Annotated in this window: 24 protein-coding genes; 9 read left to right on the plus strand and 15 right to left on the minus strand. The window is 70.3% G+C overall.

Going from position 1 to position 25429, the window contains the following annotated elements; translation table 11 throughout:
- Positions 1-240: 240 nt before the first annotated feature.
- Together hpaI and ACOMD9_RS18245 are read right to left on the minus strand one after the other, a co-directional pair.
- The gene (gene hpaI, locus ACOMD9_RS18240) at positions 241-1011 is read right to left on the minus strand and encodes a 4-hydroxy-2-oxoheptanedioate aldolase (protein ID WP_421417406.1); all 771 of its coding nucleotides are present in this window, start codon (positions 1009-1011) and stop codon (positions 241-243) included.
- 14 nt (positions 1012-1025) lie between these two features.
- Positions 1026-2783, minus strand: a complete 1758-nt coding sequence (locus tag ACOMD9_RS18245) for an IlvD/Edd family dehydratase (RefSeq protein WP_421417407.1) — start codon at positions 2781-2783, stop codon at positions 1026-1028.
- 179 nt (positions 2784-2962) lie between these two features.
- Here ACOMD9_RS18245 and ACOMD9_RS18250 point away from each other — a divergent pair, with 179 nt between their 5' ends.
- The 8 genes from ACOMD9_RS18250 (at position 2963) to ACOMD9_RS18285 (ending at position 11411) form a co-directional block, all read left to right on the plus strand.
- Positions 2963-3904 carry an acetaldehyde dehydrogenase (acetylating) gene (locus tag ACOMD9_RS18250; protein ID WP_421417408.1) on the plus strand — a complete coding sequence of 314 codons (942 nt, stop codon included), beginning with the start codon at positions 2963-2965 and terminating at the stop codon, positions 3902-3904.
- Between the two features lie 11 nt (positions 3905-3915).
- Positions 3916-4941, plus strand: a complete 1026-nt coding sequence (gene dmpG / locus ACOMD9_RS18255) for a 4-hydroxy-2-oxovalerate aldolase (protein ID WP_421417409.1) — start codon at positions 3916-3918, stop codon at positions 4939-4941.
- 133 nt (positions 4942-5074) lie between these two features.
- Complete coding sequence (locus ACOMD9_RS18260; RefSeq protein ID WP_421417410.1) at positions 5075-6067, plus strand: TRAP transporter substrate-binding protein; 993 nt, start codon at positions 5075-5077, stop codon at positions 6065-6067.
- 60 nt (positions 6068-6127) lie between these two features.
- A complete protein-coding gene (locus ACOMD9_RS18265) occupies positions 6128-6775 on the plus strand; it encodes a TRAP transporter small permease (protein ID WP_421417411.1) in 648 nt (215 codons plus the stop codon).
- Positions 6772-8046 carry a TRAP transporter large permease gene (locus ACOMD9_RS18270; RefSeq protein WP_197565389.1) on the plus strand — a complete coding sequence of 425 codons (1275 nt, stop codon included), beginning with the start codon at positions 6772-6774 and terminating at the stop codon, positions 8044-8046. The genes ACOMD9_RS18265 and ACOMD9_RS18270 overlap by 4 nt, the downstream gene beginning before the upstream one ends.
- Positions 8047-8078: 32 nt before the next feature.
- Positions 8079-9539, plus strand: a complete 1461-nt coding sequence (locus ACOMD9_RS18275; RefSeq protein WP_421417412.1) for an aldehyde dehydrogenase family protein — start codon at positions 8079-8081, stop codon at positions 9537-9539.
- A 36-nt stretch (positions 9540-9575) separates the two neighbouring features.
- A complete protein-coding gene (locus ACOMD9_RS18280; protein WP_421417413.1) occupies positions 9576-10460 on the plus strand; it encodes an NAD(P)-dependent oxidoreductase in 885 nt (294 codons plus the stop codon).
- Between the two features lie 39 nt (positions 10461-10499).
- A complete protein-coding gene (locus ACOMD9_RS18285) occupies positions 10500-11411 on the plus strand; it encodes a DMT family transporter (protein ID WP_421417414.1) in 912 nt (303 codons plus the stop codon).
- A gap of 16 nt (positions 11412-11427) precedes the next feature.
- On the opposite strand, the gene ACOMD9_RS18290 is transcribed toward ACOMD9_RS18285, so the two are convergent.
- The 8 genes from ACOMD9_RS18290 to ltnD all read right to left on the minus strand — a co-directional run bounded on the left by ACOMD9_RS18290 (position 11428) and on the right by ltnD (position 19911).
- Positions 11428-12183: a FadR/GntR family transcriptional regulator gene (locus ACOMD9_RS18290; RefSeq protein WP_421417415.1), complete on the minus strand. Its 756-nt coding sequence runs from the start codon at positions 12181-12183 to the stop codon at positions 11428-11430.
- 51 nt (positions 12184-12234) lie between these two features.
- Complete coding sequence (locus tag ACOMD9_RS18295; protein WP_421417416.1) at positions 12235-13113, minus strand: NAD(P)-dependent oxidoreductase; 879 nt, start codon at positions 13111-13113, stop codon at positions 12235-12237.
- A gap of 250 nt (positions 13114-13363) precedes the next feature.
- On the minus strand, positions 13364-14356 hold the full coding sequence (locus ACOMD9_RS18300) for a TRAP transporter substrate-binding protein (protein ID WP_421417417.1): 993 nt from the start codon (positions 14354-14356) through the stop codon (positions 13364-13366).
- Between the two features lie 118 nt (positions 14357-14474).
- Entirely contained in the window at positions 14475-15437 is a 963-nt protein-coding gene (gene denD / locus ACOMD9_RS18305; RefSeq protein ID WP_421417418.1) for a D-erythronate dehydrogenase, read from the minus strand.
- A 737-nt stretch (positions 15438-16174) separates the two neighbouring features.
- Positions 16175-16993: a 2-oxo-tetronate isomerase gene (otnI, locus tag ACOMD9_RS18310; RefSeq protein WP_421417419.1), complete on the minus strand. Its 819-nt coding sequence runs from the start codon at positions 16991-16993 to the stop codon at positions 16175-16177.
- Positions 16994-17016: 23 nt separating this feature from the next.
- Positions 17017-17664, minus strand: coding sequence for a 3-oxo-tetronate 4-phosphate decarboxylase (gene otnC, locus ACOMD9_RS18315; RefSeq protein ID WP_421417420.1), 648 nt, complete (start codon positions 17662-17664; stop codon positions 17017-17019).
- Complete coding sequence (gene otnK / locus ACOMD9_RS18320) at positions 17661-18974, minus strand: 3-oxo-tetronate kinase (RefSeq protein WP_421417421.1); 1314 nt, start codon at positions 18972-18974, stop codon at positions 17661-17663. The genes otnC and otnK overlap by 4 nt, the downstream gene beginning before the upstream one ends.
- A gap of 1 nt (position 18975) precedes the next feature.
- Complete coding sequence (gene ltnD, locus ACOMD9_RS18325; protein ID WP_421417422.1) at positions 18976-19911, minus strand: L-threonate dehydrogenase; 936 nt, start codon at positions 19909-19911, stop codon at positions 18976-18978.
- A 172-nt stretch (positions 19912-20083) separates the two neighbouring features.
- Between ltnD and ACOMD9_RS18330 the strand changes: the two genes are divergently transcribed.
- Positions 20084-21118 carry a LacI family DNA-binding transcriptional regulator gene (locus ACOMD9_RS18330; protein WP_421417423.1) on the plus strand — a complete coding sequence of 345 codons (1035 nt, stop codon included), beginning with the start codon at positions 20084-20086 and terminating at the stop codon, positions 21116-21118.
- An 86-nt stretch (positions 21119-21204) separates the two neighbouring features.
- Here the strand turns inward: ACOMD9_RS18330 and ACOMD9_RS18335 are convergent, their stop codons facing one another.
- The 5 genes from ACOMD9_RS18335 to ACOMD9_RS18355 all read right to left on the minus strand — a co-directional run bounded on the left by ACOMD9_RS18335 (position 21205) and on the right by ACOMD9_RS18355 (position 25420).
- On the minus strand, positions 21205-22413 hold the full coding sequence (locus tag ACOMD9_RS18335) for a DegT/DnrJ/EryC1/StrS family aminotransferase (protein ID WP_421417424.1): 1209 nt from the start codon (positions 22411-22413) through the stop codon (positions 21205-21207).
- Positions 22406-22678: a sugar transferase gene (locus ACOMD9_RS18340; RefSeq protein WP_421417425.1), complete on the minus strand. Its 273-nt coding sequence runs from the start codon at positions 22676-22678 to the stop codon at positions 22406-22408. Before ACOMD9_RS18340 ends, ACOMD9_RS18335 begins: the two co-directional genes overlap by 8 nt.
- A 312-nt stretch (positions 22679-22990) precedes the next feature.
- Positions 22991-23629 carry an acetyltransferase gene (locus ACOMD9_RS18345; protein WP_421417426.1) on the minus strand — a complete coding sequence of 213 codons (639 nt, stop codon included), beginning with the start codon at positions 23627-23629 and terminating at the stop codon, positions 22991-22993.
- Positions 23622-24224 (minus strand): sugar transferase, encoded by a 603-nt coding sequence (locus ACOMD9_RS18350; protein ID WP_421417427.1) that lies wholly within the window; start codon positions 24222-24224, stop codon positions 23622-23624. Before ACOMD9_RS18350 ends, ACOMD9_RS18345 begins: the two co-directional genes overlap by 8 nt.
- Positions 24221-25420 (minus strand): glycosyltransferase family 4 protein, encoded by a 1200-nt coding sequence (locus ACOMD9_RS18355; RefSeq protein WP_421417428.1) that lies wholly within the window; start codon positions 25418-25420, stop codon positions 24221-24223. The genes ACOMD9_RS18350 and ACOMD9_RS18355 overlap by 4 nt, the downstream gene beginning before the upstream one ends.
- Positions 25421-25429 lie beyond the last annotated feature (9 nt).

The following is a 25429-nucleotide window of genomic DNA, read 5'->3' on the forward strand; positions in this document are numbered from 1 at the left end:
GGCAGCCGCCACCCGGGGGCTGACCCCATTCCCGGCTGAAGCCGGCGACACCGGCCCCTCGCCGACCCCGGCATCCCGGGGGTCAGACCCCCGCGGGGGAAGGACACCAACCCCGGCAGCCGCCACCCAGGGGTCTGACCCCGTGCCCGGCTGAAGCCGCCGACACCGCCCCCTCGCCGACCCCGGCGTCCCGGGGGTCAGACCCCCGTGGGGGAAGGACACCCCCGGCCGGGCCCGCGTTCAGCTCGTACGAAACCGCTCGGCCAGCCCCCGCATGGCGTTGGCCAGCAGCATCGTATCGATGCCCAGCCCGACGAAGGTGCAACCCGCCTCGAGATAGCGCCGCGCCTCGCCCTCGTCGACGGTGACGATGCCGGCCGCCTTGCCGGTGCCGCGGATCCGCTCGATGGCCTCGTCGATGGCCGCCCGCACCAGCGGATGGCCGGGATCGCCGAGATGCCCCATCGCCGCGGAGAGATCCGCAGGCCCCACGAAGACCGCATCGACGCCATCGGTGGCGGCGATGGCCTCCAGGTTCTCCAGCGCCGTCGGGCTCTCCACCTGCACCAGCAGGCACAGTTCCTCGTCGGCACGGGTCAGGTAATCCTCCACGTCCCCCCAGCGCGAGGCGCGCGCCAGCACATGCCCCACCCCGCGCATGCCGCGGGGCGGGTAGCGCATGGCGGCGACCAGCCCGGCGGCCTGCTCGGCGGTCTCCACCATGGGCACCAGCAGGTTCTGCACGCCGATATCCAGGTAGCGCTTGATCAGCACCGGATCCCCCGTCGGCGGGCGCACGACGGGCTGGCTGGCATGGGGAGCGATGGCCTGCAGCTGGCCGAGCAGGCTCGCCAGGTCATTGGGCGCATGCTCGGCGTCCAGCAGCAGCCAGTCGAAGCCCGCGGTGGCGGCGAGCTCCGTCGAGTAGGGGCTGGCCAGCCCGAGCCAGATGCCGGTCTGGGGCTCGCCGGCCAGCAGGCGTTGCTTGAAGGCGTTGTGCGGCATCTGCATGTCGTGACCTCGTCTCAGTGGGAGTGCCGGGGTACCTCGGCGCCTCGCCGGCCGACCAGGAAGTCGAAGTCGCACCCCTCGTCGGCCTGCAGCACGTGCTCGATATAGAGCTGGCGGTAGCCGCCCTGGCGGGCGATCAGCCGGGACTCCTCGGTCGGGTCGCGCTCGGCGAGACGCGCGGCGATCTCGTCGTCGCTCACCTCCAGGTGCAGCCGTCCCGACTCGCAGTCCAGCTCGATCCAGTCGCCGTCGCGAACCGCGGCCAGGGGCCCACCGGCAGCGGCCTCCGGGGCCACGTGCAGCACCACGGTACCGTAGGCCGTGCCACTCATGCGCGCATCCGAGATGCGCACCATGTCGGTGACCCCCTGCTCGAGCAGCTTGGACGGCAAGCCCATGTTGCCCACTTCGGCCATCCCCTGGTAGCCCCGCGGGCCGCAGTTGCGCAGCACCAGGATGCTGTCGGCGGTCACCTCCAGGTCGGGGTCGTCGATACGCGCCTTGTAGTCGTCGAAGTCCTGGAACACCACCGCCTGGCCACGGTGCCTCATCAGCTCGGGGGTCGCCGCCGAAGGCTTGAGCACGGCGCCGTCGGGGGCCAGGTTGCCACGCAGGATGCTCATGCTGCCATCGGCACAGAGCGGCGTGTCGAGAGGGCGCACCACCTCGTCATTGTAGATCGGCGCCTCCCGGACGTTGTCCCACAGCGAACGGCCGTTGACGGTCAGTGCCCCGGGATGCGGCAGGCGCCCCGCCTCGCCGAGCCGGCGCAGCACGGCCGGCAGCCCGCCCGCATAGTAGAAGTCCTCCATCAGGAAACGCCCGGAGGGCTGGAGATCGACGAGGGTCGGCGTCCCGCGGCCGATGCGCGTCCAGTCCTCGAGGTCCAGCTCGACCCCGATGCGCCCGGCGATCGCCTTGAGGTGGATCACCGCGTTGGTGGAGCCGCCGATGGCCGCATTGACGCGGATGGCATTCTCGAACGCCTCGCGCGTCAGCACCCGCGACAGGTCGAGCCCCTCCTCCACCATCTCGACGATGCGCATGCCCGAGAGATGGGCCAGCACGTAGCGGCGGGAGTCCACCGCCGGAATCGCCGCATTGTGCGGCAGGGAGGTCCCCAGGGCCTCGGCCATGGAGGCCATGGTGGAGGCCGTCCCCATGGTGTTGCAGGTGCCCGCGGAGCGCGACATGCCGGCCTCGGCGGCCATGAAGTCGTGCAGCGAGATCTTCCCGGCCTTGACGTCCTCGGAGAGCTGCCAGACCACGGTGCCGGAACCGATGTCCTTGCCCTGGTGCTTGCCGTTGAGCATCGGCCCGCCGCTGACCACGATGGTGGGAATGTCGCAGGACGCCGCCCCCATCAGCAGTGCCGGGGTGGTCTTGTCGCAGCCGACCAGCAGCACCACCGCATCCACGGGATTGCCGCGGATCGCCTCCTCCACGTCCATGCTCGCCAGGTTGCGGGTGAACATGGCCGTGGGCCTCAGGTTGGACTCGCCGTTGGAGAACACCGGGAACTCCACGGGAAAGCCCCCCGCCTCCAGCACCCCCTTCTTGACGTGCTCCGCCAGCTTGCGGAAATGGGCGTTGCAGGGGGTCAGTTCCGACCAGGTGTTGCAGATGCCGATGATCGGCTTGCCCTGGAACTCGTGGTCGGGAATGCCCTGGTTGCGCATCCAGCTGCGGTACATGAAGCCGTTCTTGTCGGTGGTACCGAACCACTGGGCGGAGCGCAGCGGGCGACGACCGTCCTTGTTGTTGTGTGACATGGGAGTTGCTCCTGTTCGTGCCGCCGGGGGAGTCCCGGGTGCCGGCCTCGGGTTCCAGACCCGTTCGACAGTAAGGCCTGGGACGGCAACTAGTCGACACATACGAAAGTATATGTTGAACAAATGCACGCCATGTTCGACATTTCACTGGCACCCCGTCCCGGTCACGAGGCAGTCCCATGACACAGCGCGTCAAGGTCGCCATCATCGGCTCCGGCAATATCGGCACCGACCTGATGATCAAGATCCTCCGCCACGGCGAGCACCTGGAGATGGGCGCCATGGTCGGCATCGACCCGGCCTCCGACGGCCTGTCCCGCGCCGCGGCGCTCGGCGTGCCCGCCACCGCCGAGGGCATCGACGGCCTGCTGGCCATGCCCGGCTTCGACGAGATCGGGATCGCCTTCGACGCCACCTCGGCGGCGAGTCACCCGCATCACAGCGCGCGGCTCGAGGCCCACGGCGTGAAGGTCATCGACCTGACCCCGGCGGCCATCGGCCCCTATGTGGTGCCGCCGATCAACCTGGACGCGCATCTCGATGCCCCCAACCTCAACATGGTCACCTGCGGCGGCCAGGCCACCATCCCCATGGTCGCCGCGGTCTCCCGGGTGACCCCCGTGCACTACGCGGAGATCGTCGCCTCCATCGCCAGCCGGTCGGCCGGCCCCGGCACCCGGGCCAACATCGACGAGTTCACCGAGACCACCGCCAGGGCCATCGAGGCGTGCGGCGGGGCGCAACGCGGCAAGGCGATCATCATCCTCAACCCGGCCGAGCCACCGCTGCTGATGCGCGACTCCATCTTCGTGCTCTCCCGCCCCGCCGACCGGGGCGCCATCGAGGCCTCCGTGGAGGCGATGGCCCGCACGGTGCAAAAGTACGTTCCCGGCTACCGCCTGAAGCAACGGGTCCAGTTCGAGGAGATTCCCGCGGAAGCGCCGCTGACGATAGACGGCATCGGCCGCGTCAGCGGGCTCAAGACCTCCATCTACCTGGAAGTCGAGGGGGCCGCCCACTACCTGCCCGCCTACGCCGGCAACCTGGACATCATGACCTCCGCCGCCAAGGCCTGCGCCGAGCGCCTCGCCGAGACCCGCCTGCTGGGCACCACCGTCTGAGGTGAACCGCCATGACATCCCCTGACCGGATCGACAAGACGCTCTATATCTCCGATGTCACCCTGCGTGACGGCAGCCATGCGGTTCGCCACCAGTACAGCCTCGATGACGTCAGGTGCATCGCCCGCGCCCTGGACGAGGCCCGGGTCGACTCCATCGAGGTCGCCCACGGCGATGGCCTCCAGGGATCGAGCTTCAACTACGGCTTCGGTGCCCATACCGATCTCGCCTGGATCGAGGCGGCGGCCGAGGCGGTCGAGCACGCCCTCATCACCACCCTGCTGCTGCCGGGGATCGGCACCGTGCATGACCTGGACGCCGCCTACGGCGCCGGGGCCCGGGGCGCGCGCATCGCCACCCACTGCACCGAGGCCGACGTCTCCCGCCAGCATATCGAGCACGCCCGCAAGCTCGGCATGGACACCGTGGGCTTCCTGATGATGAGCCACATGCAGACGCCCGAAGGCCTGGCCGAACAGGCCAGGCTGATGGAGCGGTACGGGGCCCAGACCATCTACGTGGTCGACTCCGGCGGTGCCCTGACCATGGACGGCGTGCGCGACCGCTTCCGGGCGCTCAAGGACGCCCTCGACCCGGCGACCCGCACCGGCATGCATGCCCACCACAACCTGGGCCTGGGGGTCGCCAACTCCATCGTCGCCGTGGAGGAGGGCTGCGACAGGGTCGACGCCAGCCTGGCCGGCATGGGCGCCGGCGCCGGCAATGCCCCGCTGGAGGTGTTCATCGCCAACGCCGACCGCCTCGGCTGGCGCCACGGCTGCGACCTCTACACCCTGATGGACGCCGCCGACGACATCGTGCGGCCGCTGCAGGACCGCCCCGTGCGGGTCGACCGCGAGACCCTGGCACTGGGCTATGCCGGCGTCTACTCCAGCTTCCTCCGCCATGCCGAGGCGGCCGCCGAGCGCTACGGTCTCAGGACCGTCGACATCCTGGTGGAGCTCGGCCGGCGCAGGATGGTCGGCGGCCAGGAGGACATGATCGTCGACGTCGCCCTGGACATGACCCGGGGATGAATCACCACCAGGCTTTCCTGGCTGCCGTCCACCGGACGACAGCCGGTCCACCGAGGCCCAGGCCTCTCCACCGCTGAACGTCGCAACGACCGTCACACCAACCAGCGTCACAACAACAATCGAGGACATTGCCATGACCCAACGCTTCGCACGCCGCGCCCTCACCGCCGCCATCGGCGGCCTCGTCGCCACCGCGCTGATCCTCCCGGCCCAGGCCGCCACCGAGGTCAACGTCGGCTACGCCATTCCCAGCGAATCCCACTACGGCGAGGGCTATCGCGCCTTCAAGGAGGCCCTCGAGCGCCTCTCCGGCGGCGAGTTCACCGCCGCCGAGCACCCCAGCGGCTCGCTGGGCGGCGAGCGCGCCATGATCGAGGGCCTGCAGATCGGCACCGTGGACGTGGTCATCACCTCCACCGGCCCGCTGGGCAACTTCGTGCCCGACACCTATGTGCTCGACCTGCCGTTCCTGTTCGCGGACTACGACCAGGCGCGCTGCGTCCTCGACGGCGAGATCGGCCAGGAGCTGCTCGACCAGATGGGCGAGCACGACCTGGTCGGCCTGGCCTGGGCCGAGAACGGCTTTCGCCACATCACCAACAGCCGCCGCGAGATCACCAGCCCCGACGACGTCAGCGGCCTGAAGATCCGCACCATGGAGAACCGCATCCACCAGGACGCCTTCGAGACCCTGGGGGCCAGCCCCACCCCGATGGCCATGCCGGAGCTGTTCACCGCCCTGCAGCAGGGCACCGTGGACGGCCAGGAGAACCCGCTGACGGTGATCACGGCGGCCAAGCTCTACGAGGTGCAGGACCAGCTGTCGCTGACCGGGCATGTCTACTCGCCGGCGGTGATGCTCGGCTCGCCGGTGCTGCTCGACGGCCTCAGCGACGAGCAGCGCGGCTGGTTCGTGGAGGCCGCCCGGGCCGGCGCCGAGGCGACCCGTGCCGAGGTCTCGCGCCTGGAGGACGAGGGCGTGGAGTTCCTGCGCGGCGAGGGCATGACCGTCAACACCGAGGTCGACGCGACGCCGTTCCAGGACGCCGTGGGCGAGGTGCACGAGCGCTTCGTCGAGCAGTATGGCGACGCCATGCTCGAGCGCATCCGCAACAGCGACTGCTGAGCCGCCTGCCCATGGGCCGGTCATTCGTGACCGGCCCCGACCGACTTGGGGACTCACACTATGGTGTCCTGGTTTCTACGCTTCGAGCACTGGTTGACCCGGCTGGCGATGGCGATCGCGATACTGATGCTGATCGTCTCGGTGACGCTGGGCTTCTACCAGGTGCTGACCCGGTTCATCTTCAATGCGCCTTCGACCTGGTCGGAGGTGCTGTCCCGCGCGACCATGATCTGGTGCGTGTTCCTGGGCGCCGCGGCGACCTTCCGCGGTGGCTACATGATGGCGGTGGAGGTGATCTACAAGCTGGTACCGCGGCGCATGATGCTGGGGCTCGAACTGGTCATCGGCCTCTGCTGCCTGCTGGTGCTCGGCGTGCTCTTCTATCAGGGCATCCTGATGACCGATCGTGTCAGCCGCCAGACCCTCTCGGCGCTGGAGGTGTCGATCTCCTGGGCCTATGCGGCGATTCCCGTGGGCAGTGCGGTAGCCATGGTGGCGGTGGTGGGGCGCCTGCTGGCTCAGGCCACGGCCCGCGAGGGGCTGGGGCCCCAGCATGACGAGGCCGCCGAACAGGAGACGCTGACCGATACCGACCGAGCCATTTCCGCTCCGGGGGCCGACGCGGTGACCTCGACGCTCCGGGGGGCGGCCTCCGGGGAGGCCGACGCCGACGTGCACCATCACACCCAGGGAGGGCCTCGCCCATGAACCTCGCCATCGGCCTCTCGCTGGTCATCCTGTTCGCGGTCGGCGTACCGATTGCCGTCTCCATCCTGCTCGCCTCGATCATCGGTATCGAGTACTTCTCGAGCCTGCCGCTGCTGATGGTGCCGCAGCAGATGTTCGTCGGCCTCGATCACTTCCCGCTGATGGCCATTCCGTTCTTCATCCTGGCCGGCAACCTGATGGCGGGGGGCGGCATCTCCAGCCGCCTGGTCGACCTGGCCAAGTCCATCGTCGGCGGCGTGCAGGGCGGCCTGGCCATGTCCTGCGTGTTGACCTGCATGATGTTCGCCGCGGTGTCGGGCTCCAGCGTGGCCACCACCTTCGCCATCGGCGCCATCCTGATTCCGGCCATGGTGCGGCACGGCTACCCGAAGCCGCTGGCCGCCTCCATCCAGGCCTCGTCGGCGGAGCTGGGGGTGCTGATCCCGCCGTCGATCCCGTTGATCCTGTTCGGCGTCAGCACCAATACCTCCATCGGCCAGCTGTTCATCGCCGGCATCGGCCCGGGGCTGCTGATCGGCGGCGCCCTGCTGGCGTTCCTCTACCTGTTCTGCAAGCTGCGCGGCTACGGCCTGCAGGATCGCGAGGACCGCAGCGAGTTCCGCGTCGCCTTCCGCCGCGCCTGGGCCGCCATGCTGATGCCGGTGGTGGTGATCGGCGGCATCTACGGGGGCATCTTCACCCCCACCGAGGCCGCGGCGGTGGCGGTGTTCTATGCCCTGGTGGTGGGCGGGCTGGTCTACCGCGAGCTGACGCTGGCCGACCTGGGCCCGATCCTGCGCCAGAGCGTGCTCTCCACCGCGGCGGTGATGCTGATCATCGCGGCCGCGGCACTCTTCAGCTTCCTGATCAGCCGTTCGGGGCTGCCTCGCGAGGTGGCCGGCTGGGTGACCACGGTGTTCGACAGCCCCTGGACCTTCCTGCTGGCGGTCAACGTGCTGCTGCTGGGGGTGGGGATGTTCATCGAGACGGGGGCGGCGATCCTGGTGCTGGCGCCGATCCTGACGCCGATCGCGGTGCAGTTCGGGGTCCAGCCGGTGCACTTCGGGCTGATCATGGTGGTCAACCTGGCGCTGGGCATGATCACCCCGCCGCTGGGGGTGAACCTGTTTGCCGCCTGTGCGGTGGCGAGGATCTCGATCGACCAGATGCTGCCCCACCTGGTGCGCTTCGTGCTGGTGGTGCTGACCTGCCTGATGGCGATCACCTACATGCCGTGGATCTCCATGGGGCTGGTCAACCTGCTCTATTGACCCGCCACAAGACAACGACAAGGAGTGCGACCATGTCACCACGACTCGCAATGCCGCCCCGGGGCGCCCTGATCGGCGGCGCCTGGGTCGAAACCCGCGACACCCTGGAGGTGGAGGCCCCGGCCCGTGGCGAGACCATCACCCGCATCGCCCGCTGCCGCCCCGAGGAGGTCGACGAGGCCGTCGCCGCCGCCGACCGCGCCTTCTCCGGCCGGCTGGGCGACTGGTCGGCGTGGAGCGCGCGCCGGCGCAGCGAGTGGCTGCTGGCGTTCGCCACCGCCATCGAGGCCGACCACGAGCGCCTGGCGGCGCTGGAGTGCGCGGACACCGGCAAGCCGCTGACCCAGGCGCGCGGCGACATCGCCGCCTGTGCCCGCTACTTTCGCTTCTATGGCGGGGCGGCGGACAAGCTGCACGGCGAGACGATCCCCTTCGACAACGACTTCGCGGTGATGACCCTGCGCGAGCCCTACGGCGTCTGCGCCCAGATCATCCCGTGGAACTACCCGGCGCAGATCTTCGGCCGCTGCGTGGCGGCGGCACTGGCGGCCGGCAACACCGTGGTGCTCAAGCCCGCCGAGGATGCCTGCCTGAGCGTGCTGCGCCTGGCCGAGCTGGCCGTCGAGAACGGTCTGCCGCCCGGTGCCCTGAACGTGGTGCCGGGGCTGGGCCGCGAGGCGGGGGCGGCGCTGGCGGCCCACCCCGGCATCCAGCATCTCTCCTTCACCGGTTCGCCCGAGACCGGCACCCTGGTGGCCCAGGCGGCGGCGGAGCAGCATGTGCCGGTGACCATGGAACTGGGCGGCAAGTCGCCCCAGCTGCTGTTCGCCGATGCCGACATGGAGGCCGCGCTGGAGGCGGTGGTGCGCGGCATCATCCAGAACGCCGGCCAGACCTGCTCCGCCGGCAGCCGCCTGCTGGTGCAGCAGGAGTGCGCCGAGGCGGTGCTGGCACGGCTCGCCGAGCGCTTCTCGGCGCTGCGCTGCGATGCCGGCGAGGCGGATGCGGATTGCGGGCCCCTGATCAATGCCCGTCAGCGGGACAAGCTCGAGGCACGGCTGGAGCGGGCCCTGGCCGACGGCATCCGGGTGGTGGCCCGGGGCCGGCTGGCCGAGGGGGCGCCGGCGGCGGGGCACTTCGTGGTGCCGCAGGTGCTGGCCGATATTCCCGCCGGCCATGAGGTGCTGCGCGAGGAGCTGTTCGGCCCGGTGCTGGCGGTGCAGTGCTTCACCGACGAGGCCGAGGCGCTGGAACTGGCCAATGCCACCGACTTCGGCCTGTGCGCCGGGGTCTGGACCCGCGATGGCGGGCGGCAGTTGCGCCTGGCCAAGGGCATCCGCAGCGGTCAGGTGTTCGTCAACAACTACGGCGCCGCCGGGGGCGTCGAGCTGCCCTTCGGGGGTGTCGGTCGCTCGGGCCATGGCCGCGAGAAGGGCTTCGAGGGCCTGAGGAGCTACACCCGTATCAAGACGGTGGCCATCCGCCATGGCTGAGCCACTCCTTCTTCAACCTGATAGTGGAGTCCTGCAATGAGTCACCCCCTTCGTGTCGGCATGGTCGGCGTGGGCCTGATGGGCCACGGGATCGCCAGCAACATCCTGCGTGCCGGTCACCGGCTCTGTTTCCTGGACCACCCCGGCAACCAGCCGGTGGAGGACCTGCTGGCCGCCGGCGCGGAGGCCAGGGCCTCGGGGCGGGAGGTGGCCGAAGCCGCCGAGGTGATCATCCTCTGCGTGACCGGCTCGCCCCAGGTCGAGGCGGTGCTGTTCGAGCCCGGTGGCGTGCTCGAGGGGCTGCGCGAGGGCAGCGTGGTGGTCGACTGTTCCACGGCGCTGCCGAGCTCCACCGAGCGGGTCGCCGCGCGGGTGCAGGAGGCGGGAGGACGCTTCATGGACGCGGCCATGACGCGAACCCCCAAGGAGGCGGCCGAGGGGCGGCTGAACCTGATCGTGGGCGCGCCCGAGGCACTGTTCACCGAGCTGCATCCGCTGCTCGAGAGCTTCGCCGAGAACATCACCCATGCCGGGCCGGTGGGCGCCGGGCATACCCTCAAGCTGGTCCACAACTACGTCTCCCTGGGGTTCTCGGCGGTGCTGGCCGAGGCCACGGTGGCCTCGCGCCATGCCGGCATCGACGATGCGGCCTTGCTCGAGGTGCTGGGCAAGGGCGGCGGTGGCGGGGTGATCCTCGAGCGACTGCGGCCCTTCATCGAGGCCGGCGACGCCTCCAGCTTCCGCTTCAGCGTGGCCAATGCCAGCAAGGATATCGGCTACTATCATGCCATGACCGACGAGCTTGGCGTGGCTCGCGGCGTGGCGGCCGCGGTTCGCGACCTCTACGGCACGATCGAGGACCAGGCATTGGCGGTGCCGGAGGTCATACGGGTGCTGGAGGAGGAGAAGGGGGGTCGATGAAGGCGACGCTGGCGTCCCGCCGCGGGCCGGGAGGATGAGGTGAACGCATTCCAGGCACTTCCCCACCGGCAGCAGGGGCTGCTGCTGACCGGGGGCGGGGCACTGATCATGTCCCCCGACGCCCTGCTGATCAAGCTGGCGGGCCTGCCGGACGCCGAGATCCTGATGTGGCGGGGCCTGCTCTCGGCACTGGGCTTCCTGCTGATCGTGGTGGCGCGCAACGGCCGCGGCACCTTCCATGCCTATCGGCGCTGCGGCTGGACCGGCATCGGCGTGGCCCTGCTGTTCAGCCTGACCACCTGCGGCTTCGTGCTGGGCAACCAGTACACCAAGGGCGGCAACGTGCTGATGATCCTGGCCGGCTCGCCGTTGATCGCCGCGGCGCTCTCCTGGCTCTTCCTCAAGGAGCGCCTGCCGCGGCGCACCTGGCTGGCCATCCTGCTGTGCATGGCCGGAATCTCGCTGATCGTGGTCGACGACGCCGGTGCCGGGTCCTGGGTGGGCAATGGCTTCGCGCTGATGGCGGCGACCACGCTGGCGATCAACTTCACCCTGTGTCGTACCCGACCGGGTGTCGACATGAGCCCCATGCTGACCTTCTCCGGGCTGATCGTTGCCGTGGGGGGCGGGCTGGTGGTGGGCGCGACCAGCGGCTTCTCGCTGCCGCCGCCCGACCGGCTGCTGCTGGTGGTGCTGCTCTGCCTGTTCATCGTGCCGGCCGGGGTGACGCTGCTCCAGCGGGGGCCGCTCTACCTGCCGGCGGCGGAGGTCGGGTTGCTGCTGCTGCTCGAGGTGGTGGTGGGCACGCTCTGGGTCTGGTGGATCCTGGCCGAGCGACCGGCGCCGCTGGCCTTCGTCGGCGGCGGCCTGGTGCTGGGGACGCTGGTCGCCAAGGGGCTCTACGAGCGGCGCCTGGAGCGCCGTGTGCTGCCGGCAATGGCGACCGATTAGTGCCCCAGGGGAGTCTTCAGCCCAGGGCCAGGTGCTTGCCCAGGGCGCTGTCGCCGGCTTCGATGCCGAGCGCCTTGGCGGTGCCGTCGAGGACCGCCTGGGCGGCGCGGAAGGCCTCCTGGGGCTGGCGGGCGCGGATGTGCTCCATCAGCAGCCGGTGCCGCTCCAGGCTCTCCTCGGGCTCCTCGGTGCTGACGTTGGACATCGAGATCAGCAGGTAGATGGAGGGGCGCAGGATATGCGAGAGCTGTGACCAGACGATGTTGTGGGTCGCCTTGAAGATGGCGGCGTGGAAGGCGACGTCGTGGTCGCTGTGCAGGCGCCGCTCCTCCTCGCTGTCACCATGCTGGAGATGGCACTTCATGCCCTCGAAGGCCTCCTCCAGGGCGACCAGGTCGCGGGCCGTGGCGCGGCGGGCGGCGGTCATCGCCACATAGGGCTCGACATCCAGGCGAAAGGAGAGGATCTCGCGCTGGATCATTGGGTTGGGGGCGGCGTAGCGGGTCATCCACTCGGTGACGGTGGGATCGAGGATGCGCCAGTCGGCGTACTCCCGGACCTTGGAGCCGTGGCCCGAGATCCGCTCGATGATGCCGGCGTCCACCAGCTGGCGCAGGTCGCTGCGAACCGCCGAGCGGTTGAGCCTGAACTGCTCGCAGAGGTCGAGCTCCCTGGGCACGAAGTCCCCCGGCCGATAGTGCCCCGAGAAGATGGCCTCGGCCAGGTACTCGCTGATGCTGGGACGGGGGTCGCGCTTGGGGGTCGCTTTCACGGGAGGCTCTCGACAGGATTCCGGGCAAGCTGCCACGGACGAGTTGGCAGGTCAACAGGGCAGGGCGTTGCGGCGCCGCAGTTCGCGGATCAGGGCGCTGTGGTCCAGTTCGCCGTCGCCGTTGGCGACCATGTCCTCGAACAGCCGGTTGACCAGCGTCGCCACGGGCAGGTCCAGGCCGAGCGAGTCGGCCTGCGACAGGGCGGTGCGGGTGTCCTTGAGCTGCCACTTGGCCGGCCCGCCGGGGGCGAAGTCCTGCTCGATCATCCGCTGCCCGTGGGCGCGCAGGATCGTCGAGTCGGCGAAGCCGCCCAGCAGGGCCTCGCGCACCCGGGCCGGGTCGGCTCCGCCGCGTTCGGCCAGCAGCATGGCTTCGGAGACGGTGGCGATGGTGCTGGCCACCACCAGCTGGTTGACCAGCTTGGCGAGCTGCCCGCTTCCCGCCGGGCCGATCCGCACCGGGCGCCCGAGTGACTCGAGGACGGGACGGGCCCACTCGAAGCTTGCCTCGTCACCCCCGGCCATGATCGCCAGGCTGCCGTCGATGGCACCTCGTTCGCCGCCGGAGACCGGGGCGTCCAGGTAGTGGATGTGGCGCTCGCCGGCGGCACTGGCCTGGTGGCGCGCGGTCTCCACCGGAATGGAGCTCATCACGATCAGCAGGCTGTCCGGCGGCATGGCGTCGAGCAGGCCGTGCTCGCCGAGGATCACCTCGTCACAGACCGGCCCCGAGCTCAGCATCACGATGACGATCTCGGCGCCATCGGCCGCCGCTGCCGGGGTTTTCGCGGGCGTGGCGCCCAGGGCCGCCGCCTTGGCGGCGGTGCGGTTCCACACGCGGACGTCATGCCCCGCGTCGATCAGGCGCCGCGCCATGGGCCCGCCCATGATGCCGGTGCCGATGAAGCCGATGGTACGGGGTTCGTGCATGTTGCCTCCTGGAATCCTGTCGCCTCGGGGTCGGGCGCCGGCCCCCGGGTGTCCGGTACCGACGTCTCGAAGCGTAGCGGGTTGCGTAGCGGGCGACCGTAGGCGGGCAGGCTGATCTCGCAGCGGCCGCCGTCTGCATGATCCGGCTCACGCCCTGCAGGTGCTGGTCGCGCTCGACCGGGGCAGCACGTGCCGGTCACACGGGATCGGTCGGGGCCGGTCACGAATGACCGGCCCATGGGCAGGCGGCTCAGCAGTCGCTGTTGCGGATGCGCTCGAGCATGGCGTCGCCATACTGCTCGACGAAGCGCTCGTGCACCTCGCCCACGGCGTCCTGGAACGGCGTCGCGTCGACCTCGGTGTTGACGGTCATGCCCTCGCCGCGCAGGAACTCCACGCCCTCGTCCTCCAGCCGCGAGACCTCGGCACGGGTCGCCTCGGCGCCGGCCCGGGCGGCCTCCACGAACCAGCCGCGCTGCTCGTCGCTGAGGCCGTCGAGCAGCACCGGCGAGCCGAGCATCACCGCCGGAGAGTAGACATGCCCGGTCAGCGACAGCTGGTCCTGCACCTCGTAGAGCTTGGCCGCCGTGATCACCGTCAGCGGGTTCTCCTGGCCGTCCACGGTGCCCTGCTGCAGGGCGGTGAACAGCTCCGGCATGGCCATCGGGGTGGGGCTGGCCCCCAGGGTCTCGAAGGCGTCCTGGTGGATGCGGTTCTCCATGGTGCGGATCTTCAGGCCGCTGACGTCGTCGGGGCTGGTGATCTCGCGGCGGCTGTTGGTGATGTGGCGAAAGCCGTTCTCGGCCCAGGCCAGGCCGACCAGGTCGTGCTCGCCCATCTGGTCGAGCAGCTCCTGGCCGATCTCGCCGTCGAGGACGCAGCGCGCCTGGTCGTAGTCCGCGAACAGGAACGGCAGGTCGAGCACATAGGTGTCGGGCACGAAGTTGCCCAGCGGGCCGGTGGAGGTGATGACCACGTCCACGGTGCCGATCTGCAGGCCCTCGATCATGGCGCGCTCGCCGCCCAGCGAGCCGCTGGGGTGCTCGGCGGCGGTGAACTCGCCGCCGGAGAGCTGTTCGAGGGCCTCCTTGAAGGCGCGATAGCCTTCGCCGTAGTGGGATTCGCTGGGAATGGCGTAGCCGACGTTGACCTCGGTGGCGGCCTGGGCCGGGAGGATCAGCGCGGTGGCGACGAGGCCGCCGATGGCGGCGGTGAGGGCGCGGCGTGCGAAGCGTTGGGTCATGGCAATGTCCTCGATTGTTGTTGTGACGCTGGTTGTGATGCGTGGGTGATGGGCCGTTCACCCGCCTCGGGCGGCACGGCCCCGGCTGCATGCCCGCCGGTCAGGGCGGGCGGCAAGTTCAGGAACGCTCGGCGAGGTAGGCATCGACGATCTCGCCGAAGTCGGCATCGCGCCGGAACCCCAGCCGGTCGGCCCTGGCGGTATCGAAGCGCGCCGGCCAGCTGGCGACGAGGGTGCGGATGCGTTCGTCCGGCTCGTGGCGAACCCTGGCCACCGCCTCGTCGCCGGCGACCTCACGCAGGGTCTCGAGCATCTCCGCCACGCTGACGGTGATGCCGGGCAGCATCAGGGCCCGGAAGGCGCCCAGGGCCTCGCCGGGCACCTCGGCCGCGAGGATGAGCGCCTCGATCACCCGGGTCGGCGACAGCACGAACAGCTCCTGGTCGAGCGGCACCGGGCAGATCGCCTCCTCGCCGTTCAGGGGCTCGCGCAGGATGCTCGAGGCAAAGCTCGACGCCGCGGCGTTGGGGCGCCCGGGGCGGATGACGATGGTGGGCAGGCGCAGCACGCGGCCGTCGACCAGCCCGCGCCGGCTGTAGTCGTTGATCAGCAGCTCGCACATCGCCTTCTGGGTCCCGTAGGAGTTCTGCGGCTGGACGGCGGTCATATCATCGAGCACCTCGGGCAGTTCGCCGCCGTAGGCCGCCACCGAACTGGCCATCACCAGCCGTGTCTCGGCGAGCCCGTGCCGGCGGCACCCCTCGAGCAGCGAGCGGGTGGCATCGAAGTTGACCTTCATGCCCAGGTCCAGGTCCGCCTCGGCCGCCGAGCTGACCACCGCCGCCAGGTGGTGGATCACGTCGGGCCGCTCGGCCAGCACCCTATCGAGGCCCCCGGGCGTGGTGATGTCCAGAGCCCGCGAGACGATCTCGATCCCGCCGGCATCGGGTGCGGGCGGCTCCACCTGGTCGATCAGCGTCAGGCGGCGAATCGCCCGGCCATCGAGCTCTCCGCGCTCGACCAGCTGCCTGACCAGGCGCTGCCCGAGGAAACCGGCGGCACCGGTGATGGCGATATGCATGGTTGTCTCGCTCCTGTTGTCCTTGTTGCGTTGTGTACCGCCCATGGGCCCGAGCCCGATCCTGGCGCGATGTCCGTCCTTGCCCCGCGGGGGTCTGACCCCGTGCCCGACAAGAGTCCGTGACACCGGCTCTCCTCGGTGACCTCGACAACCCGGGGGTCAGACCCCTGGGTGACTCGACTCGCATCCCGGCGGCTACCGCCTTGGGGTCAGACCCCTGGGTGGCTCGACTCGTATCCCGGCGGCCACCGCCTTGGGGTCCGCCCCCTGGGTGACTCGACTCGCATCCCGGCGGCTGCCGCCCTGGGGTCTGACCCCGTTCCCGATCGAAGCCGGCGACACCGGCCCCCTCACCGGCCCTGGCGCCCCGGGGGTCAGACCCCCGTGGGGGAAAGACTCCACCCCTGGCGGCTGCCGCCCCGGGGCTGACCCTTACGCCCTTGCCCCGCGGGGGTCTGACCCCGTGCCCGACGAGGGTCCGAGACATCGGCTCTCCTCGGCGACCTCGACACCCCGGGGCTCAGACCCCCGTGGGGGAAAGACTCCACCCTTGGCGGCTGCCGCCCCGGGGCTGACCCCCTGGGTGACTCGACTCGCATCCCGGCGGCCACCGCCCCGGGGTCTGACCCCATTCCCGATCGAAGCCGGCGACACCGGCTGCCGCCCCGGCCCTGGCGCCCTGGGGGTCAGACCCCCGTGGGGGAAAGACTCCACCCCTGGCAGCTGCCGCCTTGGGGTCAGCCCCCCTGGGTGACTCCGGGAGAATCCCTCAACCCGTACGCCCTTCCCCACCCCAGCCCCTCACGGGTGCCGCCGGCCGGGCGATACTCGCAGCCCACCCAGCCGCGGTAGCCCAGGGCCTCGAGCCGTTCGAACACCGCCGGGTAGTGCACCTCGCCGACGTCCGGTTCGTGGCGCTCCGGCACCCCGGCGATCTGCACATGGCCGATCCGATCGAACTGCCGCTCGAGGTGGCGGATCAGGTCCCCCTCCATCACCTGGCAGTGGTAGAGGTCGAACTGCAGCCTGAGGTTGTCGGCGCCCACCGCCTCCAGCACGGCCATGGCATGGGCCTGACGGGAGAGGAAATAGCGCGGGATGTCGCGGGTGTTGATCGGTTCGACCAGCACCTCGCGCCCCGCCTTCGCCGCCTCGCCGGCGGCGAAGCGCAGGTTGTCCAGGTAGGTCGCCTGGTGCGCCGCCCGGGTCTCGGCATCGGCGTCCGCCGGCAGCAACCCGGCCATGGCGTGGACCCGCGGGCAGTCGAGCGCCTCGGCATAGCGCAGCGCCTCGACCACCGAGTCGCGGAACTCCGCCTCGCGGCCCGGCAGGCTGGCCAGCCCGCGCTCGCCGGCCTCCCAGTCGCCGGGGGGCAGGTTGAACAGCACCTGCTCCAGCCCAGCATCGCGCAGGGCGGCGCCGATCGCCTCGGGGGAATGGGCATAGGGGAAGAGGTACTCGACGCCGCGGAAGCCGGCATCGGCCGCGGCCGCGAAGCGGTCGAGGAAGTCGTGTTCGGTGAACAGCATGCTGAGGTTGGCGGCCAGTCGGATCATGATCGTGTCCTGTTCGCGTGTCGTCAGTCGCGCGGAAAACGCGCCTCGAGCTCGGCGACCTGCTCGGGCGTCAGGCAGCGCGGATTCTGGCCGCGCAGCAGCAGGTAGAGCCGCGCGGTCTCCTCGAGCTCCTCGGTGGCATAGACCGCCGCCTCGAGCGACTTGCCGGCCACCACCGGGCCGTGGTTGGCCAGCAGCACGGCGCTGTGCCGGCCCGCCAGGCCGCGCACCGCCTCGCCCAGGCTCGGGTCGCCGGGCACGTGGTATGGCACCAGCGGCAGCCGGCCCACCCGCATCACGTAGTAGGCGGTCAGCGGCGGGATACAGTCGCAGGGGTCCACCTCGGGCAGGCAGGAGACGGCGACGGAGTGGGTCGAATGCAGGTGCACGATCGCCCCGGACTGCGGCCGCTCGCCATACATCGCCATGTGCAGGAAGCTCTCCTTGGTCGGCGCGTCGCCGTCGAGCCGTCGCCCGTCGCGATCGAGCCGCGAGATCCGTGCCGGGTCCAGCCGCCCCAGGCAGGCGTTGGTCGGCGTCATCAGCCAGCCGCCGTCGTCCAGCCGCACGCTGATATTGCCGCTCGAGCCCAGGGTCAATCCGCGGTCGAACAGCGACTTGCCCAGGGTGGCAATCTGCTCGCGCAGGCCGTTCTCGTCGTGTGCACTCATGGTGTCTCCTCCGTCGGCAGCACCTGAAAGGCGCGAGTGAAGAAGTCCTCGCCGCCGAAGTTGCCGGACTTGAGCGCCAGCGACAGCGGTGCCGCCCGGCCCGGCAGCGGCGCCTGGGTCCAGGGCACGCCGGGGTCGATCTGCTCGCCGATGCGCAGCTGGCGGACGCCGAGCGCCGAGACCACCGCCCCGGAGCTCTCGCCGCCGGCCACCACCAGCCGCCCCACGCCCTCGTCGACCAGCGTCCTCGCCAGTTGCCCCAGGGCCTCCTCGACCAGCCGCCCGGCGCGCTCGACCCCCAGCGCCGCCTGGGCCGCCCTCACCCGCTCGGGGTCGGCGGAGGCATAGACCAGCACCGGCCCGCCGCCGGCCAGGTGGCCGCGGGCGAAGGCCAGCGCCGCCTCCAGGTGCTCGCCACCCTCGGCCAGGGCCAGGGGATCCAGGGCGAAGCCGGGATGATCTTCGAGGAAATGCGCCACCTGGCCGAGGGTGGCCCGGGAGCAGCTGCCCGACAGCACCAGGGCACCGCCGACGGCCGGTTCGAGCCGGCCCGGCTCGGCGACGTCGGCCAGCCAGCCGCGGCGCCGGTAGTGAGCGGGCAGCGCCTGGCCCAGGCCGGAGCCGCCGGTGACCAGGGGGAAGTCCACCACCGCCTCGGCCAGCACCTCGAGGTCATGCTCGTCGAGGGTGTCGCAGATCACGTGGCGCACCCCCTGCTCCGCCAGGGCATCGAGATGCCGGCGCGTGGACTCGGCGCCACGCTCCAGCACCGGACGCGCCGCCAGCCCCACCGGGTGCGGCGTCTGCCGCGACAGCACCCGCACCAGGTCGGCATCGCGCATGGGGTTGAGCGGGTGATCCTGCATGCCGCTGTCGTTGAGCAGCCGGTCGCCGACGAACAGGTGACCCTGGTAGACGGTGCGGCCGTTGACCGGAAAGGCCGGCACCATCACCGTCCGGGATCCCCCCAGGCGCTCCAGCAAGGCGTCGCTGACCGGGCCGATATTGCCGGCGTCGGTGGAGTCGAAGGTCGAGCAGTACTTGAAGAAGATCTGCCGGGCGCCGCGGGCCTGCAGCCAGTCGAGGGCCGCCAGGGAATCGGCCACCGCCTCGCCGGCCGGGCAGGAGCGCGACTTCAGCGCCACCACGATGGCATCGACGTGCTCCAGCGCCTCGGCCTCCTGCGGCGACAGCGGGAGATCGGGTATGCCGATTGTCTGCACGCAGCGCATGCCGCCGCGCACCAGGTTGTTGGCCAGGTCGGTGGCGCCGGTGAAGTCGTCGGCGATGGCCCCGAGCACGATGGGCATGTCACGCCTCCCCGTCGTCGTTGGCCGCCTCGGGCAGGTCGATGCCGGAGAGCCGCTGGTAGACCTTGATCACCGCGGCGTCGTCCTCGCGGCCGAAGCCGGCGCCCCGGGCCGCGGTGAACTGCTGCAGGGCGCTGGCCGCCACCGGCGTCGGCAGGGCGAGCTCGCGCCCGGTCTCGTGCACGAGGTTGAGATCCTTGACGAAGATGTCCACGGCGGAGAGCGGGGTGTAGTCGCCGGCGAGGATATGCGGCACGCGGTTCTCGAACATCCAGGAGTTGCCGGCCGAATGGGTGATCACCTCATAGACGGTCTCGGGGTCGAGCCCCATGCGGATCCCCAACGCCATCGCCTCGGCGGCACTCGCGATATGCACGCCGGCGAGCAGCTGGTTGACCAGCTTCATGCTCGAGCCGACGCCCGGTGCATCCCCCAGGCGGTAGACGGTGCCGGCCATGGCGTCGAGCACCGGCGCCGCCCGCGCGAACGCCGCCTCGGCACCGGAGGCCATCACCGAGAGCTCGCCGCTGCGGGCCTTGGCCGCGCCGCCGCTGATCGGTGCGTCGAGCATCAGCAGGTCGCTGGCCGCCAGGCGCTCCCCCAGCCGCCGGGCGAAGCTCGGCGCCACGGTGGCGCACTGCATCACCAGCCCGCCGGGAGGCATCCGGCCGACCAGGCCCTGCTCGCCGAACAGCACCGCCTCGACCTGGTCGGCACTCACCACCACCAGCAGCACCACCTCGCACTGGTCGGCCAATTCCTCGGGGGCCGCGACGCAACGCCCGCCGCGGGCCTCGAACGCCTGGCGCGCCTCCGGCGAGATGTCGCAACCGACCACCTCCAGCCCCGCCTCCCGCAGCGCGGTGGCCGTACCCAGCCCCATGGCGCCCAGGCCGATCACGCCCACCCGGAGCCTGCCCCCCGTCGAATTGCTCACTCGTCCGTCTCCGCTGCTTGCATGGAACCGTTCGATGCATCGAAACGCTCGCTGCAACGACACATGCGATTCTGGATTGGTAGCGCTAACATGTTAGCGCTATCATTTGCCTCAGGACTGTTTTAGATGATCGCCCGACGGGCAGCAAGCATCGGACAGGGAGATGCGACCAATGTCTAACCGGACACCGCTGGAACCGCGACGCCGCCGCGGCTCGGCCCACCCCACGCTCAAGGAGGTCGCCGAGGCGGCCGGCGTCTCGACGATCACCGCTTCGCGTGCCCTCAACGCCCCGGAGCGCGTCAGCGAGGCCGCCCGTGCCCGGGTGCTGCAGGCCGTGGAGCAGATCGGCTATGTGCCCAACCTGGTGGCCGGCAGCCTCGCCTCGGCCCGCTCGCGCTTCATCGCGGTAATCGTGCCGTCGCTGGCCAACGCGGTGTTCATCGAGGTGATCCAGGGGCTGCAGGAGACCTTCGAGGCCCAGGGCTACCAGATCCTGCTCGGCAACACCGACTACGACCTGCAGCGGGAGTACCAGATGGTCCGCACCTTCTTCGGCTGGTCATGCTCGGCGCTGGTGACCGCGGGGCTGCGCCACAGCCCTCCCTGCCGCACCCTGCTCGAGGGCTGGGACCAGCCGATCATGGAGGTGATGGAGTTGGGCGAGGCGCTGGACCTCAATGTCGGCCTCGACCACCAGGAGGCCGGCCGCTGCATGGCCCGCCACCTGCTGGAGCGCGGGCACCGCGCCGTGGCCTATGTCGGCGCCGGCATGGCCGACGACTACCGTGCCGGGCTGCGCTTCGATGGCCACCGCGAGGTGCTCGAGGGCCGGGGGCTCGACGCTCCCTGCCTGGACATCGGCCGGCCGGGCGGGCTCGACGGCGGGGCCCGGGGGCTGGATCTCGCCCTGGAACGCCACCCCGGCATCACCGCCATCCACTTCGCCAACGACGACCTCGCCGCCGGCGCCCTCCTCCATGCCCGGCGCCTGGGCCTGGACGTGCCCGGCCAGATCGCCATCGCCGGCTTCAACGGCCTGCCGCTGGGCCGGCACATCACCCCGCGGCTGACCACCATCCTCTCCCCCCGCGCCACCATCGGTCGGCTCGCCGCCGAGGAGGTGCTCCGGCGCCTGGCCGGCAAGTCGGTACGCCGCCGCCAGCACGACGTCGGCTTCACCCTGCTCGAGGGCGAGAGTACCTGAGCCAGCGTCACCGCAGGCCATGGAACGCACGACGCCGCGGCAATGCCGCGGCGTCGTGGGGTGGCCCGATGTTCGGGGGCGATGGGTCAGCCGGTGGCCTCGTGCAGCACCGCCTCGACGGCGTCGGCCACGCGATGCATCGTGTCGATCGACAGGGTGTGATCCACCAGGAACATCAGGCTGGTCTCGCCGAGCCGGCGCGCCACCGGCAGCCGCTCGGCGGGCCTGAAGCCGGTGCCGTCGAAGGCGCGCTCCCGGTAGATCTCGCTGCAACCACCATGCAGGCAGGTCGCCCCCCGGGCCTGGATCGCCGCCACGATGGCGTCACGATCCCGGCCCGGCCCCAGCGCCCCGGGTTCGACGAAGGCATGGAACCGGTAGCAGGCGGACTCCGCCTCGGGCGGCGGCCGCGGTACCCGCAGTCCCGGCAGGCCGCCGAGCCGCTCGGCCAGCACGGCGGCGTTCTCGCGCCGGCGCGCCAGCCAGGCCGGCAGCTTGCGCAGCTGCACCCGGCCGATGGCCGACTGCATCTCGGTGAGCCTCCAGTTGGTGCCGAAACTCTCGTGCAGCCAGCGGAAACCCGGCGGATGCTCGGCATGCACCGCGTCCCAGCTCTTGCCATGGTCCTTGTAGCTCCAGGACCGGCGCCAGTGTTCCTCATCGCGCAGCAGCAGCATGCCCCCCTCGCCGCCGGTGGAGAGGATCTTGTCGGTACAGAAGGAGAAGGCCGCGACATCACCGACGCTCCCCACCCGGCGGCCGCGCCAGGTGGCGCCATGGGCCTGGGCGCAGTCCTCGACCAGCCACAGGCCATGGTCGTCGGCCAGCGCCCTCAGGCCGTCCAGGTCACAGGGCCAGCCGGCCAGATGCACGGCGATGATCGCCCGGGTGCGCGGGGTGAGCACCTGGCGCACGCTCTCGACGGTCAGGTTGCCGGAATCCGGGTCGACATCGGCGAACACCGGCCGCGCCCCCCGGGCCACCACGCAGGAGACCGAGGCCATGAAGCTGCGCGGCGTCACCACCACCTCGTCGCCGGGGCCGACGCCCAGGGCGTGCAGCGCCAGCTCCAGGGCCACGGTGCCGTTGGCCAGGGCGACGGCATGGGGCACGTCGTGGAAGGCGGCGAACTCGCGCTCGAAGGAGGTCCCCTCCTCGCCGCTCCAGTAGTTGACCCAGCCGGACCGCAGCACCCGGCTCACCGCCACCAGTTCGTCCTCCTCGAAACGCGGCCAGCCTTCCATTCCCTCCTCCCGGCGCCTGGGGCGCCCTTCCAGTCGCGACGCCTCAGGCATCCGTCTTCTCGCGATACGGCGCCGGGAAGACCGTGCGCCACAGATAGGCCAGGTCCTTGGTGAAGGACCAGTAGAGGACATACTCGCAGTTGAGCCTCACCTTGTCGGGGAAGATCACCTCGCAATTGTAGCGTTCCGGGTCGGCCACGCCGGCCAGCAGCGTCTCCTCGTTGCGGTACTTCAGCGTCGCCGGTCCGGTGATGCCGGGCCGTACCGAGAGGATGACCCGCTCCTCGCCGCCCAAGGCATCGGCAAACCCCGGCACGTCGGGTCGTGGCTCACGATCCGCACGGCATTGGCCCGCCGCACCCATTTCCAGGCCGACAGGGGGCGAGCTGCAGCCGGCCGATGGCGGCCCGCATCTCGGTCAGCCGCCAGTTGCTGCCGAAGCCCTCGTGCAACCAGCGAAAGCCGGAGGTCTGCTCACGCTCGTACACGGCGGCCTAGCTCACCGGTCCAGTAGTTGACCCGGTTGGAGAGCAGCACGGCACACACCGGCTCAGCCTCCCCCCTCTGAGTAGCAGGGCCAGGGGGAAAGGGGCCATCCAGCAGGCTCGACCTCTCGGAAACTTGCCGTTCAGTCCAGGCACCGCATCGGGCGTGCCGGCACACCCACCACAGTGGCGCCATCGGCCACGTCACGAACCACCGCGGCACCCGCGCCTACCGTCACGCCTTCGCCCAGGCACACCCCCTGGCGAACGGCGGCGCCAACCCCCACCCAGGTGAAGCACCCCACCGAGACGCCGCCGGCCAGGTTGGCACCGGATGCCACATGCACGCCGCGCGCCAGCTGGCAATCGTGGCCCACTGTGGCCGCAGTGTTGATGATGCAGCCCCTGGCCACCAGGGCGAAGGCGTTGATTACCGCTCCAGCGACCACCACGCAGCCGGGCGTGATGGTGGCGAAGGGACTGACGATGGCCCGAGGGTGGATCAGAGTCGCCAGGTTCCCGCCATGCTCCAGCAAGGTTTCCAGCCGCTCGTCGCGGACGCGGTTATCGCCGATGGCGACCGTCACTCCGGCGAAGCCGGCCAGGTTGCGCAACAAGTCCTCAAAGGTACCCGCCACCGGCCACTGTTCCACCCTGCCGAGAGCGGGATAGGCGTCGTCATAGAAGCACACCTCCTCCCAGCCATTCTGCAGGGCGATGTCGGCCACCACCTTGCCGTGACCGCTCGCACCCAGGATGGCCAGCCGCCCCGGCTTACTCATGGGGGCCGCCCCGGAAGCGCGGCATGGCAACGTCTCCCGCGTGGGCGATGCCCTCGCGCCGCAGGACCTTGCGCAGGGTCAGCATGAGGATACGCAGGTCCAGCCACAGCGAGCGGTGATCCACGTACCAGACGTCCAGCTCGAACTTCTCCTCCCAGGAGATGGCATTGCGCCCGTTGACCTGAGCCCAGCCGGTCACCCCTGGCTTGACCTCATGGCGCCGCGCCTGGCGGGGGGTATAGAGCGACAGGTACTCCATCAGCAGCGGACGGGGGCCCACCAGGCTCATGTCGCCCTTGAGCACGTTCCACAGCTCTGGGAGTTCGTCCAGGCTGGTGGCCCGCAGCCAGCGACCGAAGGGAGTCATCCGTTCTGCGTTGGGCAAGGAGACGCCCCGGGCATCGCACGCCTCGCGCATGGTGCGAAACTTGAGCATCTCGAAGGGACGCCCCTCCAGGCCCGGGCGAGTCTGGGGGAACAATACCGGTGAACCGAGATGCCAGCGCACCAGCAGCGCTACGCCCAGCAATAGCGGCGACAGCAGCAGCAGGGCCATTCCCGACACCAGGAGGTCGAGGCAGCGCTTGGCGCTCATAGTTCCATTCCCTCTAGCATGTCGGCATTCACCAGGTGTACGTCGTACTTGTGTTCGGCGATCTGCCGCGAACGGTCCCCCATGCGTCGAGCCAGCCCCGGCTCATCCAGAAAGCGCTGCATGGCCAGGGCCAGCGCCTCGGGCTCGCGCACCGGTACCAGGTAGCCGTTCTCCCCATCCTGGACGGTTTCACGGCAGCCCGGGGCGTCACTGGTGATGATGGCCCGTCCCATCGCCATGGCTTCCAGGACGGTGCGAGGCGTGCCCTCACGATAGTAGGTGGGCAATACGAAGACACTGGCCCGAGCCATGGCCGGCCTGACGTCGTCAAGCCGGCCAAGGTACTCGATCACACCTTCGCGACACCAGGCCTCCAACTCGTCACGGCGAATCGACTCGGGGTTATCATCCAGCCCGCCGACCAACAGAAAATATGCCTTGCCATGCAGCCGTTTGACCCGGCGTGCCGCCTCCACGTACTGACGGATGCCCTTGTCGGCGATCAGCCTGGCGATCAACAGGAAAACGGGCGCTCCCTCCGGCAGGGGTACGGGGGCAAAGTGGTCGAGGTCCACACCGGATCCGTTCACGACCTGTGACGGCACTCGCTTCGGCAGCAGTTCCAATTCGCGGCAGTGGGCCTCATCGTCGGGATTCTGGAAGAACACCCGGTGGGTACGCCGGAGCGATAGACCATAGAGAAACACCACCAGGCGTTGGACCCAAGCGCGTCGCCCGCCCGGCTCGTCGGTGAACGCATAGCCCATCCCCGTGATCAGCGCGAAGCGGCGTGGCACCCTGACTATCCAGCCCGCCAGGCTGGCATAGATCACTGGCTTGATGGTGTATGCCAGCAGCGTATCCGGCGCCACGCGCCGCAACAGCTGGCACAACGTCACGAGGCCTCGCAGGTCCTGGAACGGACTCAGGCCGGCGCGCTGCAACGGAATGTCGTGGCAGGTCACGCCCCAGTCGGCCAGGATCCGGAATAACGCAGGATCGGCGCTCAACTGCGGTGCCGCCACGTGCACCACCAGCCCCCTGTCCCGCAACGCACACAGCAGTGGACCGCGGAAATTCACCAGCGAGCGGGCATGGCCGGCCACAACCAGAACACGACTCGCTCGAGACCGAGCGAGCGTGAGTTCCTGCCGCCCGGCACGGCTCGCAGACACGGATTCCTCATAGATAGACATGGGCTTCCC

Source organism: Halomonas terrestris, assembly GCF_049166755.1.
Taxonomy (GTDB): Bacteria; Pseudomonadota; Gammaproteobacteria; order Pseudomonadales; family Halomonadaceae; genus Halomonas.

What these genes read in the sequence shown, in the direction of transcription:
- hpaI (WP_421417406.1), bottom strand. Translation starts at nt 1,011, where the DNA reads ATGCAGATGCCGCACAACGCCTTCAAGCAACGCCTGCTGGCCGGCGAG.
- otnK (WP_421417421.1), bottom strand. Translation starts at nt 18,974, where the DNA reads ATGCCCATCGTGCTCGGGGCCATCGCCGACGACTTCACCGGCGCCACC.
- denD (WP_421417418.1), bottom strand. Translation starts at nt 15,437, where the DNA reads ATGCATATCGCCATCACCGGTGCCGCCGGTTTCCTCGGGCAGCGCCTG.
- ACOMD9_RS18275 (WP_421417412.1), top strand. Translation starts at nt 8,079, where the DNA reads ATGTCACCACGACTCGCAATGCCGCCCCGGGGCGCCCTGATCGGCGGC.
- ACOMD9_RS18350 (WP_421417427.1), bottom strand. Translation starts at nt 24,224, where the DNA reads ATGAGCGCCAAGCGCTGCCTCGACCTCCTGGTGTCGGGAATGGCCCTG.
- ACOMD9_RS18300 (WP_421417417.1), bottom strand. Translation starts at nt 14,356, where the DNA reads ATGACCCAACGCTTCGCACGCCGCGCCCTCACCGCCGCCATCGGCGGC.
- ACOMD9_RS18260 (WP_421417410.1), top strand. Translation starts at nt 5,075, where the DNA reads ATGACCCAACGCTTCGCACGCCGCGCCCTCACCGCCGCCATCGGCGGC.
- ACOMD9_RS18355 (WP_421417428.1), bottom strand. Translation starts at nt 25,420, where the DNA reads ATGTCTATCTATGAGGAATCCGTGTCTGCGAGCCGTGCCGGGCGGCAG.
- ACOMD9_RS18270 (WP_197565389.1), top strand. Translation starts at nt 6,772, where the DNA reads ATGAACCTCGCCATCGGCCTCTCGCTGGTCATCCTGTTCGCGGTCGGC.
- ACOMD9_RS18280 (WP_421417413.1), top strand. Translation starts at nt 9,576, where the DNA reads ATGAGTCACCCCCTTCGTGTCGGCATGGTCGGCGTGGGCCTGATGGGC.
- otnI (WP_421417419.1), bottom strand. Translation starts at nt 16,993, where the DNA reads ATGATCCGACTGGCCGCCAACCTCAGCATGCTGTTCACCGAACACGAC.
- ACOMD9_RS18345 (WP_421417426.1), bottom strand. Translation starts at nt 23,629, where the DNA reads ATGAGTAAGCCGGGGCGGCTGGCCATCCTGGGTGCGAGCGGTCACGGC.
- otnC (WP_421417420.1), bottom strand. Translation starts at nt 17,664, where the DNA reads ATGAGTGCACACGACGAGAACGGCCTGCGCGAGCAGATTGCCACCCTG.
- ACOMD9_RS18330 (WP_421417423.1), top strand. Translation starts at nt 20,084, where the DNA reads ATGTCTAACCGGACACCGCTGGAACCGCGACGCCGCCGCGGCTCGGCC.
- ACOMD9_RS18335 (WP_421417424.1), bottom strand. Translation starts at nt 22,413, where the DNA reads ATGCCTGAGGCGTCGCGACTGGAAGGGCGCCCCAGGCGCCGGGAGGAG.
- ACOMD9_RS18250 (WP_421417408.1), top strand. Translation starts at nt 2,963, where the DNA reads ATGACACAGCGCGTCAAGGTCGCCATCATCGGCTCCGGCAATATCGGC.
- dmpG (WP_421417409.1), top strand. Translation starts at nt 3,916, where the DNA reads ATGACATCCCCTGACCGGATCGACAAGACGCTCTATATCTCCGATGTC.
- ACOMD9_RS18265 (WP_421417411.1), top strand. Translation starts at nt 6,128, where the DNA reads ATGGTGTCCTGGTTTCTACGCTTCGAGCACTGGTTGACCCGGCTGGCG.
- ACOMD9_RS18295 (WP_421417416.1), bottom strand. Translation starts at nt 13,113, where the DNA reads ATGCACGAACCCCGTACCATCGGCTTCATCGGCACCGGCATCATGGGC.
- ACOMD9_RS18245 (WP_421417407.1), bottom strand. Translation starts at nt 2,783, where the DNA reads ATGTCACACAACAACAAGGACGGTCGTCGCCCGCTGCGCTCCGCCCAG.